Source organism: Streptomyces sp. NPDC050617, assembly GCF_040654795.1.
Classification (GTDB): Bacteria; Actinomycetota; Actinomycetes; order Streptomycetales; family Streptomycetaceae; genus Streptomyces.
On sequence record NZ_JBFAIS010000002.1, the window covers coordinates 351,785 to 365,954 of the forward strand.

Here is a 14,170-nt window from a genome sequence, read left to right on the forward strand (position 1 = left end):
CCGCACGGCTCGGAGCTTCCCCATAAAAGGGGCACCGACCAGCGTAACGATCTTGTGGAGCAGTCCGCAGCACTTCGCCCCGGCAGGGCTCGTTACCATTCGTGGACGCACATCCGACGACCACTGACGACGACGAGGGACGGGCGAGCGCGTGGCCGATGCGGCAGAGTTCCAGGGGACTACTTCGACTCCTGCCCGTCGGCGGCCCCGACGAACCGCGGCACTGCTCACCGGAATCCTCCTGTTCGTAGCCCTGCTGCAGCTGCCCTCCGCCCCCGCCGCCCACGCGGCCGCCACCGGCTCCCGCACCGTCTCCGTCTCGATCGACTCCCTGACCCCCACCACGCCGAAGAAGAGCGACACCCTGACCGTCACCGGAACCGTCACCAACGACGGAAAATCCACGGTCTCCGGCGCCCACGTCGCCCTGCGGGTCGGCCCCCAGATCAGCGGCCGCAGCGCCATCGACGACGTCGCCAAGCGCACCGGGTACTCGCTCGGCGCCGACGGCACCGAGATCGGCGGCAAGTACGCGAAGAAGATCGACAAGCTGCCGGCCGGCATCAGCCGCGACTTCAGCATCAAGATCCCGGCAAAGGACCTGAACCTCGGCTCGGACGGCATCTACCAGCTCGGGGTCGCCCTCACCGGTCACACCTCCAGCCAGTCGTACGACCAGGTGCTGGGCATCAAGCGGACGCTGCTGCCCTGGCAGCCGTCCGCCGTCAGCGGCAAGAAGACCAAGCTCACCGTCATGTGGCCGCTCGTCTCCACGACCCATCTCACCGCCCGCTCGGCGTCCGACCCGCAGCAGACGCCGGTCTTCCGCAATGACGACCTCGCGGCCGAGATCGCACCGGGCGGACGGCTGCAGCAGCTCGTCGCCCTCGGCAAGAACCTCCCCGTCACCTGGGTCATCGACCCCGACCTGCTCGCCTCCGTCGAGGCCATGACGAAGAACTACACGGTCGAGCAGCCCGACGGGACGACCGCGCCGGGCAAGGGCCAGGCCGTCGCCAAGCAGTGGCTCCACGACCTCCAGGACGCGGTCCCCGGGGACCAGGTGGTGGCGCTGCCCTTCGCCGACCCCGACCTCGCCTCGCTCGCCCACCGCGGCAAGGACGTCACCGGCTCGCTCAGCCACCTCCAGTCGGCCACCGAGCTCGCCGCGACCACCGTCGACACGATCATCGGCGTGAAGCCGCGCACCGACTTCGCCTGGCCCGTGGACGGCGCGATCGACTCCTCCATCGTCGACGTCGCCACCTCCGCCGGCGCCCGCAACGTCATCACCCGCAGCGACAGCCTCCGCGACAGCGACCTCCCCTACGCCCCCACCGCGGCCCGGAAGATCGGCAGCGGCAACACGGCGATCGTCTCCGACGCCCGGCTCTCGACCGCCTTCGAGGGCGACATGGCGAAGGCCGGAAACGCCACGCTCGCCGTCCAGCAGTTCCTCGCCCAGACCCTGATGGTCACCATGCAGGAGCCGCAGAACCAGCGCAGCGTCGTCGTGGCCCCCCAGCGCACCCCCACCGCCAGCCAGGCCCAGGCCATGGCCGCGGCCCTCGGCGCGCTGTCGGACAACCGCTGGACCCAGGCGGTGGACCTGGGCGACGCCGCCAAGGCCAAGCCCGACCCGGACGCCAACCAGCACATCCCCGGAAGCGGCTCGTACAGCGGCTCGCTGCGCAAGCAGGAACTTCGGAACAGCGCCTTCCAGGACATAAAGAAGACCCAGACCACCCTGGACGGCTTCAAGGTCATCCTCACCGCCAAGGACCGCGTCGTCACCCCGTTCGGCAACGCGATCATGCGGGAGATGTCCACCTCGTGGCGGGGCGACCGCCAGGCCGCCGAGAACTTCCGGAACTCCGCCGAGCAGTATCTGAACAATCTGCGGGGGCAGGTCCACCTCATCCAGAAATCGGACGCCACCCTCTCCGGACGCAGCGCCACGGTCCCGGTGACCGTGAAGAACGGCCTGCTCCAGGGCGTCGACGGCCTGCGGCTCGTCCTCACCTCCCAGCAGCCGAACCGCCTCGACGTCGGTGACTCGAAGCCCATCACGGTCGAAGGCGGGCACAGCCAGTCCGTAAAGTTCGAGACCCGCGCCAACGCGAACGGTCCCGTTAAGGTGACAGCACAACTCCTCACCGAAGACGGGCAGCCGTACGGCGGCCCGATGCACTTCACCGTGCAGGTCACCTCCATCACCCCGATGGTGCTGCTGGTCATCGCCGTCGGCGTGCTCCTCCTCGTCCTGGCAGGACTCCGGATCTACCTCAAGCGCAAGCGGCGCGCCCGCGACGCGGCGGACGGAGAACACCACGACGGCGACGAGGACAACGGCGCGGACAACGAGGAACCCGAGCAGCCGGGTGACCCGGCACCGGACACCGGATCACAAAGCACAGACCCATCCGGATCGGGTGAGAAAGTGGACCGTTGAGGAGCAGTAGGGCCGGTCGGCCGCGGACGATGAGGTGGGGTAGCGATGAACGCGCCGTACGACGGTGACCGCGACCGAGGCAACGGCGGCGATCCGGAACACCAGTACCCGCCGACGCCCCCGCCTGCCCCGGACCCGTACCTCCAGGACGCCTACACCGCGAACCCGTACCCCTCGCAGGACCCCGCCGCGCAGGACCCGGTGACCGAGGCGCTCTACGACCGCGCCGCGCACCCCCCGCCGCCGGCCGGTTCCTACCAGCACCAGCAGCCGCTCTACCCGCAGCCGGCCGCCCCCCAGTACGACACCCCCGACCCGAATCTGTGGGCGCCGGCCCCGCCGCCCCGGCCCGAGACCCCCTCCCGTCACCTCCCTTACGGCGACGACGCCACCCAGCAGTTCGTCGGCGTCGACGACCGCTCCGCCCAGGCCGCGGATGAAGGCCCCCAGCAGGACGCCTTCGCGCACCTCTTCCGGGACCAGCAGCCGTACGAACCGCGCCCCCAGCAACAACAGCAGTCGTACGAACCGAGCCCGCAACAGCAGCAGCCCTACCAGCCGGCCTACCAGTACCCGCCGGAGCAGCCGCACGACCCGCGATACCCCGACCCGCGGCGCCAGAACCCGCCACATCACGACCCCCGGCACCAGGCCCCGCCCGTGCCCCCGCCGTCCGGGCCGACACCGGACCCGGCGCTGGACACCGCGCCCTCACCAGTGCCGCAGCAGACCCCGCAAGCCCCGCAGAGCACGGAGACGGAGGAGGCCCCGGAGACCCCGGCCAAGGCTTCCTCCGGCGGCGGCAAGGTCGGCAGCATCATGAAGTCCAGCGCCGTCATGGCCGCCGGCACCCTCGTCTCCCGGCTGACCGGCTTCGTCCGCCAGCTGGTGATCACCGCGGCGCTCGGCGCGGCGCTCCTCGGCGACACCTACGCCATCGCCATGACCCTGCCGACGATGATCTACATCCTCACCATCGGCGGCGGACTCAACTCCGTCTTCGTCCCGCAGCTCGTCCGCGCGATGAAGGAGGACGACGACGGAGGAGAGGCATACGCCAACCGCCTCCTGACCCTCGTCATGGTCATCCTCGGCGCCCTCGTCGTCATCTGCGTCTTCGCGGCGCCGCTGCTGATCCGCGTCATGTCCGTGAAGATCGCCGACGACCCGGCGGCCAACGGCGTAGCGGTCACCTTCGCCCGCTACTGCCTGCCCACCATCTTCTTCATGGGCGTCCACGTCGTCATGGGCCAGATCCTCAACGCACGCGGCCGATTCGGCGCCATGATGTGGACCCCCGTCCTGAACAACGTCGTCGTCATCTTCACCTTCGGCATGTTCATCTGGGTGTACGGCACCCACAGCAGCTCCCACCTGACGGAATCGACGATCACGCCGGAGGGCCTGCGCCTCCTCGGCATCGGCACGCTCCTCGGACTCACCGTCCAGTCCCTGGCGATGCTCCCCTACCTGCGCGATGCCGGATTCAAGTTCCGCCCGCGCTTCGACTGGCGCGGCCACGGTCTCGGCAAGGCCGCCAAGCTCGCCAAGTGGACGTTCCTCTTCGTCCTCGCCAACCAGGCCGGGCTCCTCGTCGTCACCCAGCTCGCCACCTGGGCGGGCGACGACGCCGCCAAGGCCGGCTTCCCCGGCACCGGCATCCTCGGCTACAACAACGCCCTGCTCATCTGGCAGATGCCGCAGGCCATCATCACGGTCTCCGTCATGGCCGCCCTGCTGCCCCGCATCTCCCGCTCCGCCCACGACGGCGACCCCGGCGCCGTCCGCGACGACATCTCGCAGGGCCTGCGCACCTCCGCCGTGGCCATCGTGCCGATCGCCTTCGGCTTCCTCGCCCTCGGCGTGCCCATGTGCACGCTGATGTTCTCGTCGTCCGGCGCGGATGGCGCCCGGTCCATGGGGTTCATCCTCATGGCCTTCGGACTCGGCCTCATCCCGTTCTCCGTGCAGTACGTCGTCCTTCGCGGCTTCTACGCCTACGAAGACACCCGCACGCCCTTCTACAACACGGTGATCGTCGCCTCGTCCAACGCCCTGGCTTCGGGCATCTGCTTCCTCGTCCTCCCCTCCCGCTGGGCCGTCGTCGGCATGGCGGCCTCCTACGGCCTGGCCTACGCCATCGGCGTCGGGGTCGCCTGGAACCGCCTGCGCAACCGGCTGGGCGGCGACTTGGACGGAGCACACGTCATCCGTACGTACGCACGCCTGGCAGGCGCCAGCATTCCCGCCGCCCTCCTCGCGGGCGGCGCCGGATACGGAATCACTCAGACACTGGGCGGCGGCGCCCTCGGATCACTCGTAGCCTTGCTGGGCGGCGGACTCGTACTCATCGCCGTCTTCTACGCCGCCGCGAAGCGGATGCGCATCCAAGAACTGACCGCGATGGTCGGCATGGTCCGCGGCCGGCTGGGCCGATGACCCGAACACAACCATCACCCACTACCGCGTGTCGTGCATAGCACCGGACTGTGGGCACAATTGTCCTGGCTGTGGAGAGCGTGCAACGGATGGGGAGGCAGGAACGACGGTGGCTGAACGGAGCACGGCTGCCGTCGACGTGACCAAAGACAGCGGCGAAAAGTCGCTGACCGCCAAGGCGGACAAGGTCACGGCCGACGGGGCGAAGGCCAAGAACAAGGCCGACGCGCACAAAGACACAGAGCGCGCAGAGAACAAGGACGCCGCGCCCGAAGCACAATCCCCCGAGCTGCACAGCGGCCATAAACTCGCCAGACGCTACCGCCTCGAGGAGTGCGTCACCCGTCTGGACGGATTCAGCAGCTGGCGTGCGGTCGACGAGAAACTGCGCCGCGCCGTCGGCGTGCACCTGCTGCCCGCAGACCACCCGAGAGCCCGTCCGGTCCTCGCCGCCGCACGCTCGGCCGCCCTCCTCGGCGACCCGCGCTTCGTCCAGGTCCTCGACGCCGTCGAGGAGAACGACCTCGTCTACGTCGTCCACGAGTGGCTGCCGGACGCCACCGAGCTCACAGCCCTCCTGGCCGCCCGGCCCCTGGAACCGCACGACGCCTACCAGCTCGTCAGCCAGGTCTCCCAGGCGATGACCGCCGCCCACCGCGAGGGCCTGGCACACCTGCGCCTGCACCCCGGCTCCGTGCTGCGCACCGAGTCCGGCCAGTACCGCATCCGCGGACTCGCGGTCATGGCCGCCCTGCGCGGCATCACCTCCGAAGACCCCCAGCGCACGGACACCGAGGCGATCGGCGCGCTCCTCTACGCCGCTCTCACCCAGCGCTGGCCCTACGAGAACGACGCCCATGGGCTCTCCGGGCTCCCCAAGGGCGTCGGCCTCATCGCCCCCGACCAGGTCCGCGCGGGCATCCACCGCGGCCTGTCCGAGCTCACGATGCGCGCCCTGGTCAACGACGGCGCCACCGCCTCGCGCCAGGAACAGCCCTGCACCACCCCGGAGGAGCTCGCCAAGGCGGTCGCCGCGATGCCCCGCATCCGGCCGCCGGAGCCCAGCTTCGCCACCCCTCCGTCGTACCAGCGGACCACCTACCAGCAGGGTGCGTACGGCCAGCCGCCCCGTGCCGGCCAGCCCGCGGCACGCCCCGCACCGACGCCGCCGCCCCCGCCACCGCCGCTCCAGGGCCGCACCGGCAAGACCCTCAAGTGGGCCGTCTCGGCGCTGCTCATCGCAGCACTGGGCCTGGGCAGCTGGCAGCTCGCCGACACGCTCCTCAAGAAGGAGCACGACAAGGACAACCCGCCCAGCTCCCAGTCGGAGCACAACAACACCGACAAGAAGCCCGTCGTCAAACCGCTGCCCATCAGCGGTGCCACGGAGTTCTCTCCGTTGACCGGCCCCACAGGCAAGAACCCACAGAACGCCGTCGACGGAGACCCCGGCACAGCCTGGATCACAGGGCAATTCCTCGGGTATCCGAAGTTCGGCAACTACTCGACTCGCGAGGACGGCAGCGGCATCGTCGTGGATCTCGGGAGCGTGAAGAACGTCTCCGATGTCCACGTCGACATGTACCGCCCGGGCCAGACATCAGAGATCCTGGCGGCCGACCCGTCCACGTCGAGCAGTCCCAGCACGCTCTCCGGCTTCCCCCAGCGCGTCAGCAAGTCGGAGAAGGCGGGATCCTCGCTGGACGTGACGCTCAAGAAGCCGGTCCGCACCCGGTACCTGCTGATCCACGTCACCGAGCTTCCGCCCGACGGGACGGGTTCGGGAAATCAGACGGGTTACCGCGGCGGAATCGCGGAGATCAAAGTGAAGGGCAGCTGACCGAAGCGGTCGGCACCAAGGGGAGGGGCTCGACGTTGGACGACGTCAGACGCGACGCCACAAGCGACGCCGAGCTCCTCGCCTTGCATATCAAGGGTGACCCCGACGCCTTCGGCGAGATCGTCAGACGCCATCGCGACAGACTCTGGGCGGTGGCCCTGCGCACCCTGGGCGACCGGGAAGAGGCAGCAGACGCCGTCCAGGACGCCTTGGTCTCCGCCTACCGGGCCGCGCACAGCTTCCGCGGCCAGTCAGCCGTCACCACATGGCTGCACCGCATCACCGTCAACGCGTGCCTCGACCGGGCCCGCAAAGCGGCCTCCCGCCGCACCTCGCCGGTGGCCGACACCGAGCGGCTGGAGCAACTGCTGGAGCCCGAGGAGTCGGCCGCCGTGCCCGCGGAGCGCAGCGACCTCCACCGCGAACTCCTCGGGGCACTCGCCACTCTTCCCCCCGATCAGCGCGCCGCCCTCGTCCTCGTCGACATGCAGGGATACCCCGTGGCTGAGGCCGCCGAAGTGCTGGACGTGCCGGTCGGCACGGTGAAGAGCCGGTGCGCGCGGGGACGCGCACGCCTGCTCCCGATGGTCACCCATCTGCACCCGAGTAGCAGGGATAGCGCGCCCCCGGGTGGGGGAAGGAACCGGACGCAGGGGACAGCCGTCCCACCACCGGCAGGGCCGAACGATGCTGATCCCGTGAAGGGCGGAGGTGGGCGAGCGTGACATCCACGACCGACACGGACGAGCACCCGGAGGTCGCTGAGATCTCCGCGCTCAGCGAAGGAATCCTGCCACCGGACCGCACGGCCGACGTACGGCAGCACCTCGCGGACTGCGAACTGTGCGAAGACGTCCGGGCCTCTCTGGACGAAATCCGCAACCTGCTCGGCACCTTGCCCGGCCCGGTGCGCATGCCCGATGACGTCGCCGGCCGCATCGATGCGGCGCTCGCCGCCGAGGCGCTCCTCGACGCCAGGGCCCCCTCCGAGAGCCCCTCTGTTTCACGTGAAACCACATCGGCGTGTGAAATCACGCCTTCCGCCTCGTCGGCTGCCGACCATGTTTCACGTGAAACCGTGCACGCTCCGTCGGTGGCCACGGGCCGCCCGGCCGGTCACTCCCGGGGAGCGACCGGCCCCGGGCGGCAGGGCCAGAAGGCCGGTACCGACCGTCGCACGCGCAGGCGGCGCTGGCCGAAGGCGCTTCTCGGCACCGCGTGCGCTGCGGCCGTCCTCACCGTGGGCGGTCTGCTGATTCAGTCCGGGCTCAGCGACGACACGGGCGGTCAGGCCCATAACTCCGTGAAGAAGGGCCAGGGCGACAGCTCCGGTCTCTCCTCCGCCACTCTTGAGTCGCGCGTGCAGGATCTGCTGGCGTCCCGGAAGCCTGCCGAGTCTCGCAGCATGAGCGCTCAGAGCTCTCCCCAGACCACTCTGCAGGACAACGGCACCACCGCGCCGTCCTGCGTACGGGAGGGGACCGGCCGTTCCGACGCGCCGCTCGCGGCACACCAGGAGACTTACGAGGGCCAGGACGTCTATCTCATCGTGCTGCCGCATGAGGGCGACGATCAGCGCGTCGACGCCTACATCGTCGCGTCCTCCTGTACTGGAGCCCCCTCCCCGACACCGGGAGAGGTCCTGCTGAACCGCACATACGCTCGCGGCTGAGCACACCATCGTGCGCTGTCGTCTCCAGGGAATGCTCGCGCCGTAGTATCCGTTGGGTGGGGTGAGACCCAACAGGGCCCCAGACAGCAGTCGGCAGAGACAAGGAAGACACCCGTGAGCGACGTCCGCAACGTGATCATCATCGGCTCCGGGCCTGCGGGCTATACGGCCGCGCTCTACACCGCCCGCGCCTCTCTGAAGCCGCTGGTCTTCGAGGGCGCCGTGACCGCCGGCGGTGCGCTGATGAACACCACCGACGTGGAGAACTTCCCCGGCTTCCGCGACGGGATCATGGGCCCGGACCTCATGGACAACATGCGCGCCCAGGCCGAGCGGTTCGGTGCCGAGCTGGTCCCGGACGACGTGATCGCCGTCGACCTCAGCGATGAGATCAAGACGGTCACCGACTCCGCGGGCACCGTGCACCGTGCCAAGACCGTCATCGTCACCACCGGCTCCCAGCACCGCAAGCTGGGACTGCCCCGTGAGGACGAGCTGTCCGGCCGCGGCGTCTCCTGGTGCGCCACCTGCGACGGGTTCTTCTTCAAGGACCAGGACATCGCCGTGATCGGCGGCGGCGACACCGCGATGGAGGAGGCAACCTTCCTCTCGCGCTTCGCCAAGTCCGTCACCATCGTGCACCGCCGTGACACGCTGCGCGCCAGCAAGGCCATGCAGGAGCGCGCCTTCGCCGACCCGAAGATCAAGTTCGTCTGGGACAGCGAGGTCGCCGAGATCCACGGTGAGAACAAGCTCTCTCACCTGACCCTGCGCAACCTCAAGTCCGGCGAGACCTCCGAGCTCCCCGTGACCGGCCTGTTCATCGCCATCGGCCACGACCCGCGCACCGAGCTCTTCAAGGGCCAGCTCAAGCTGGACGACGAGGGGTACCTCATGGTGGACGCGCCCTCCACGCACACGAACCTCACCGGTGTCTTCGCCGCGGGCGACGTTGTGGACCACACGTACCGCCAGGCCATCACCGCCGCCGGCACCGGCTGCTCCGCTGCACTGGACGCCGAGCGCCACCTCGCCGCCCTGAGCGACAGCGAGAGCGTGCCGGAGCCCGAGAAGACCGCCTGACACCGTCCAGCCCTCAGACCCCACTGCCTCACCACCTAAGGAGATCGCCATGGCCGGCGCCCTCAAGTCCGTAACCGATGCCACCTTCGAAGAGGACGTCCTGAAGAACGACAAGCCCGTGCTCGTCGACTTCTGGGCAGCCTGGTGCGGCCCGTGCCGCCAGATCGCCCCCTCCCTTGAGGCGATCGCGGCCGAGCACGGCGACAAGATCGAGATCGTCAAGCTGAACATCGACGAGAACCCCGGCACGGCCGCCAAGTACGGCGTCATGTCGATCCCGACCCTGAACGTCTACCAGGGCGGCGAGGTCGCCAAGACCATCGTCGGCGCCAAGCCGAAGGCCGCGATCGAGCGCGACCTGTCCGAGTTCATCGCCTGACACCCCTCGCTGTTTCACGTGAAACAGCAGCACATGCGCGTGGGCCCGCCCCTGTTTAGGGGCGGGCCCACGCGCATGTGCACCTCTACAGTGGCCGCAGCGCCGGTTCCTTCTGGACCGCACCGAGCAGACGGTCCAGAGCCATCTCGACGTCTTCCTTCCAGGAGATCGTCGTCCGCAGCTCCAGCCTCAGCCGTGGATAACGCGGGTGCGGGCGTACGGTCTTGAAGCCGACCGCGAGCAGATGGTCGGCAGGCAGCACACAGGCCGGTTCCTTCCAGCTCGCGTCGCCGAACGCCTCGATCGCCTTCACCCCGCGTCGGATCAGGTCCTTGGCGACGGTCTGCACCATCACTCGGCCCAGCCCCTGACTCTGGTAGCCCGGCATCAGCCACGCCGTCATCAGCTGCACGGCATCGGCGGACACGGGACTGGTGGGAAAGGCGGTGGAGCGCGGCACGTACGCCGGTGGAGCGTAGAGCACAAAGCCGACCGGCACGTCATCGACGTAGACGACCCGCCCGCACGAACCCCACTCCAGCAGGACAGCGGAGATCCATGCTTCCTTCTCCAGCTCCGGACGGCCGGCCTTTACCGCGGCTTCGCCGCTGACGGGGTCCAGCTCCCAGAAGACACAGGCGCGGCAGCGCTTGGGAAGGTCCGGGAGGTTGTCGAGTGTGAGCGGTACAAGCCGACGCCCCATGAAGCCAGTTCCTCACTTCCGTCGCGTGCCACACCGCGAGCGGCGCTCAGGGCGCTCCGCTCCCTGATGAGGCTGCCGACGAAACCGCCGACTGCCCCCAGGCTCAGTCCTGTCGCCACCAGCCCGGTCCGGCTCACCGATCGCATGGCCCCGCCCCTCCGTGAACTGCGTCCAACGTGGATGTGCCATACCCTTTCGCATCGTATCCGCGCCGCGTTGGGACGGGTAGCGCGGCAAGGCAAAGGGCGGCCCGTGTCCCGTTGACCGGCGACACGGACCGCCCTCGGCGGCAAGCCCTCGACTAGGACTCTTCCGTCTTCTCCTCGGACAGCTTCTGCTCCAGCACCCGGCCCTCCCCCGGAGCCAGCTCGCCCAGAATCCGTTCGAGATCGTCTATCGAGGCGAACTCAACGACGATCTTTCCCTTCTTCTGGCCCAGGTCCACCTTCACCCGTGTCTCGAAGCGGTCCGACAGCCGCGTGGCCAGGTCGGTCAGAGCGGGGGAGACCCGGGTGCCCGCCCGAGGCCCCTTGGCCTTGGTCGAGCTCGACGGCCGCGAGCCCAAGTCCTTCACGATCTCCTCGATCGACCGCACCGAAAGCCCCTCGGCCACGATGCGCTTCGCGAGGCGCTGCTGCTCCTCCGGGTCCTCCACGGCCAGCAGCGCCCGAGCGTGCCCCGAGGAGAGCACCCCCGCGGCGACTCGGCTCTGCACGGACGGCGGCAGCTTCAGCAGCCGCAGCGTGTTGGAGACCTGAGGGCGGGAGCGCCCGATCCGGTCGGCCAGTTCGTCGTGGGTGCAGCTGAAGTCCTTCAGCAACTGGTCGTACGCGGCGGCCTCTTCGAGCGGATTCAGCTGGGCGCGGTGCAGGTTCTCCAGCAGTGCGTCGAGCAGCAGCTTCTCGTCGTCGGTCGCCCGGATGATGGCAGGGATCTTCTCCATCCCGGCCTCACTGCACGCCTTGTACCGGCGCTCGCCCATGATGAGCTCATACTTGCCCGGCGACACCTGCCGGACCACGACGGGCTGGAGCAGCCCCACCTCGCGCACGGAGGTGACCAGCTCGGCGAGGGCCTCCTCATTGAAATCGCTCCGCGGCTGCCGCGGGTTCGGGGCGATGTCCTCCAGCGGCAGCTCGGCGAAGGTCGCTCCCGCGACCTCCCCGGCCGTAGGCACGGCAGGCGTCTTCTCCACGGGCGGTGGCTCTTCCGTTTCACGTGAAACGCTGCGCTTGGCGAGCTTCGCCACCTTGGCCGCGGCCACTCCCCGCTCCTGCGTCAGAATCGGCACCGCCGACGGTGACGTCGCTCCGGCCCCCACCGCCGGGCTGTCCGACGCCGTGGGCGCCGGCGGGATCAGTGCACCGAGCCCGCGGCCCAGTCCCCTACGTCGATCACTCACTGAACCCCTCCGACACACTTTGCTGGTCTTGCTGATGGTGACGGCCCTTGGCATGGGCCTTACTGCTGTCGTAATACACGCCGACGCCCCGCAAAGCGATCTCGCGCGCCGCCTCCAGATAGGAGAGCGAACCGCTGGACCCCGGGTCGTAAGTCAATACCGTCTGCCCGTAGCTGGGTGCCTCGGAGATGCGCACCGAGCGCGGAATGCTGGTTCGCAGCACCTCATTGCCGAAGTGCGTACGGACCTCGTCAGCAACCTGCGAGGCCAGTCGCGTCCGGCCGTCGTACATGGTGAGCAGAATCGTCGAAACGTGAAGCTTGGGGTTGAGGTGGCCGCGCACCAGGTCGACATTGCGCAGCAGCTGCCCAAGCCCCTCCAGTGCGTAGTACTCGCACTGAATCGGGATGAGCACTTCAGCACCCGCGACCAGTGCGTTGACGGTCAGCAGCCCGAGCGAGGGCGGGCAGTCGATGAGGATGTAGTCCAGGGGCTGCTCGTACGCCTGGATCGCGCGGTCCAGGCGGCTCTCCCGTGCCACCAGAGAGACCAGTTCGATCTCCGCGCCGGCCAGGTCGATGGTGGCCGGGGCGCAGAAGAGCCCTTCCACATCGACGACCGGCTGGACCACCTCGGACAGCGGCCTGCTGTCGACGAGCACGTCGTAGATGGACGGGACCTCGGCGTGATGGTCGATCCCCAGAGCAGTGGAGGCGTTGCCCTGCGGGTCGAGGTCGACGACCAGCACCCGAGCGCCATGAAGCGCGAGGGAGGCTGCCAGGTTCACGGTCGTCGTGGTCTTGCCCACCCCGCCCTTCTGGTTGGCGACCACCATGACGCGGGTCTGGTCCGGCCTGGGCAGGGCCTCTCCCGCACGGCCCAGCGCTTCCACCGCCAGCTGGGCGGCTCGACCGATGGGGGTGTCATCCATGGGAGGCGGCGTTTCACGTGAAACGTCCTCCCCGTTCGGAGGCCCCGGAACAGCCCCCAGCTCGGACTCAGCAGAACGGGGACCGGGGACCGGGTCGGCCATCGGCCCCGCGATGTTGGCGTCGGACCGCAAGGATTCACTCTCCTCGACATCAGGCTCGCAATGAACAGAGCCTGCCATGCCTTCGGGGTCATGAACCAGCGGGGCCCGCTCTCCTGTGGATGAATGGCTGCCTGTGGACAACTCCATGCCACTAACGGGCCTACGACCACGCGGCGCGGCAGCCGCGCGACCGCGGCTGATGATTCCATGCAGCAAGGAACGTCGTTTCACGTGAAACACGATGCATGGCCGACCGCGCTACGCGTCCACGACACTCCGTAATGCGTAGTTTTGGCAGCTTGTATGGAGCATTGCCCCTACGAAACCCGATTCAGCGACGGCGACGCGACCGGCTGACCCGTGCCGCCTTCGCCCGCTTGGCGGCGAACCTCACGCCGCCGGGACTCTCCCCGACCTCGGCGCGGACCACCGTCGAGAGCGGGTCCACCACTCCCTCGCCCACCTGAAGCACCGAGGTCTTCACCACGCCGAGCTTGCTCAGCGCCGCACGGGCGCCCTTCAGCTCCTCCTCGGCGGTATCGCCCTTGAGGGCCAGCATCTCTCCGTACGGACGCAGCAGCGGAACGCCCCAGCCGGCCAGCCGATCCAGCGGAGCCACCGCGCGGGCCGTCACCACGTGCACCGGCTGAAGGGTCCCCAGGACCTCCTCTGCGCGCCCCCGCACCACCGTGACGTGGTCCAGGCCCAACAGCTCGACGACCTCCTGGAGGAACGTCGTACGGCGCAGCAGCGGCTCCAGCAGCGTGATGTGGAGGTCCTCCCGCACCAGCGCCAGCGGGATGCCCGGCAGCCCCGCGCCGGACCCCACGTCGCACACGGACACGCCCTCGGGGACAGCCTCCGAGAGCACCGCGCAGTTCAGCAGGTGCCGCTCCCACAGCCGGGGGACCTCACGCGGACCGATCAGTCCCCGCCGCACGCCCGCATCCGCGAGCAGCTCCGCGTACCGGACAGCCTCCGGAAAGCGCTCGCCGAATACCTCGCGCGCCGCCTCCGGCGCCGGGGGAAGCTCTCCTGCCTCCGTCACGGGGGACCGTCCTTCCGTACCACGTTGTCGATACCACGATGTCGAACGTTGAGTCAGGCTGACAAGATTCGGCCCCGCCTGCGAGCAGACGGGGCCGTGCACACGGTGAAGTCCGGGTC

The 14,170-nt window shown here is 69.1% G+C and carries 11 protein-coding genes; 7 read left to right on the forward strand and 4 right to left on the reverse strand.

The genetic code is table 11. From position 1 onward, the window contains the following. Positions 1 to 151: 151 nt before the first annotated feature. From AB0I49_RS04120 to trxA, 7 genes are all read left to right on the forward strand, one after another. Positions 152 to 2,452: a DUF6049 family protein gene (locus tag AB0I49_RS04120; RefSeq protein ID WP_363225255.1), complete on the forward strand. Its 2,301-nt coding sequence runs from the start codon at positions 152 to 154 to the stop codon at positions 2,450 to 2,452. 45 nt (positions 2,453 to 2,497) lie between these two features. Beyond that, positions 2,498 to 4,891: a murein biosynthesis integral membrane protein MurJ gene (murJ, locus tag AB0I49_RS04125; protein ID WP_363225256.1), complete on the forward strand. Its 2,394-nt coding sequence runs from the start codon at positions 2,498 to 2,500 to the stop codon at positions 4,889 to 4,891. Positions 4,892 to 5,000: 109 nt separating this feature from the next. Beyond that, entirely contained in the window at positions 5,001 to 6,731 is a 1,731-nt protein-coding gene (locus tag AB0I49_RS04130) for a protein kinase family protein (RefSeq protein WP_363225257.1), read from the forward strand. A 35-nt stretch (positions 6,732 to 6,766) separates the two neighbouring features. Then, on the forward strand, positions 6,767 to 7,456 hold the full coding sequence (gene sigM / locus AB0I49_RS04135) for an RNA polymerase sigma factor SigM (protein WP_363225258.1): 690 nt from the start codon (positions 6,767 to 6,769) through the stop codon (positions 7,454 to 7,456). Beyond that, positions 7,453 to 8,403 carry a hypothetical protein gene (locus tag AB0I49_RS04140; protein ID WP_363225259.1) on the forward strand — a complete coding sequence of 317 codons (951 nt, stop codon included), beginning with the start codon at positions 7,453 to 7,455 and terminating at the stop codon, positions 8,401 to 8,403. The genes sigM and AB0I49_RS04140 overlap by 4 nt, the downstream gene beginning before the upstream one ends. Before the next feature lie 114 nt (positions 8,404 to 8,517). Next, positions 8,518 to 9,486, forward strand: a complete 969-nt coding sequence (gene trxB / locus AB0I49_RS04145) for a thioredoxin-disulfide reductase (RefSeq protein WP_363225261.1) — start codon at positions 8,518 to 8,520, stop codon at positions 9,484 to 9,486. A gap of 49 nt (positions 9,487 to 9,535) precedes the next feature. Continuing rightward, entirely contained in the window at positions 9,536 to 9,865 is a 330-nt protein-coding gene (trxA, locus tag AB0I49_RS04150) for a thioredoxin (RefSeq protein ID WP_030882180.1), read from the forward strand. 85 nt (positions 9,866 to 9,950) lie between these two features. On the opposite strand, the gene AB0I49_RS04155 is transcribed toward trxA, so the two are convergent. The 4 genes from AB0I49_RS04155 to rsmG form a co-directional block, all read right to left on the reverse strand. Next, positions 9,951 to 10,568 (reverse strand): GNAT family N-acetyltransferase, encoded by a 618-nt coding sequence (locus AB0I49_RS04155; RefSeq protein WP_363225262.1) that lies wholly within the window; start codon positions 10,566 to 10,568, stop codon positions 9,951 to 9,953. Positions 10,569 to 10,869: 301 nt separating this feature from the next. Then, positions 10,870 to 11,970: a ParB/RepB/Spo0J family partition protein gene (locus AB0I49_RS04160; RefSeq protein ID WP_363225264.1), complete on the reverse strand. Its 1,101-nt coding sequence runs from the start codon at positions 11,968 to 11,970 to the stop codon at positions 10,870 to 10,872. Further along, positions 11,963 to 13,081 (reverse strand): ParA family protein, encoded by a 1,119-nt coding sequence (locus AB0I49_RS04165; RefSeq protein WP_363225438.1) that lies wholly within the window; start codon positions 13,079 to 13,081, stop codon positions 11,963 to 11,965. The genes AB0I49_RS04160 and AB0I49_RS04165 overlap by 8 nt, the downstream gene beginning before the upstream one ends. 253 nt (positions 13,082 to 13,334) lie before the next feature. Then, positions 13,335 to 14,051 carry a 16S rRNA (guanine(527)-N(7))-methyltransferase RsmG gene (gene rsmG / locus AB0I49_RS04170; RefSeq protein WP_363225265.1) on the reverse strand — a complete coding sequence of 239 codons (717 nt, stop codon included), beginning with the start codon at positions 14,049 to 14,051 and terminating at the stop codon, positions 13,335 to 13,337. Positions 14,052 to 14,170: the final 119 nt, after the last annotated feature.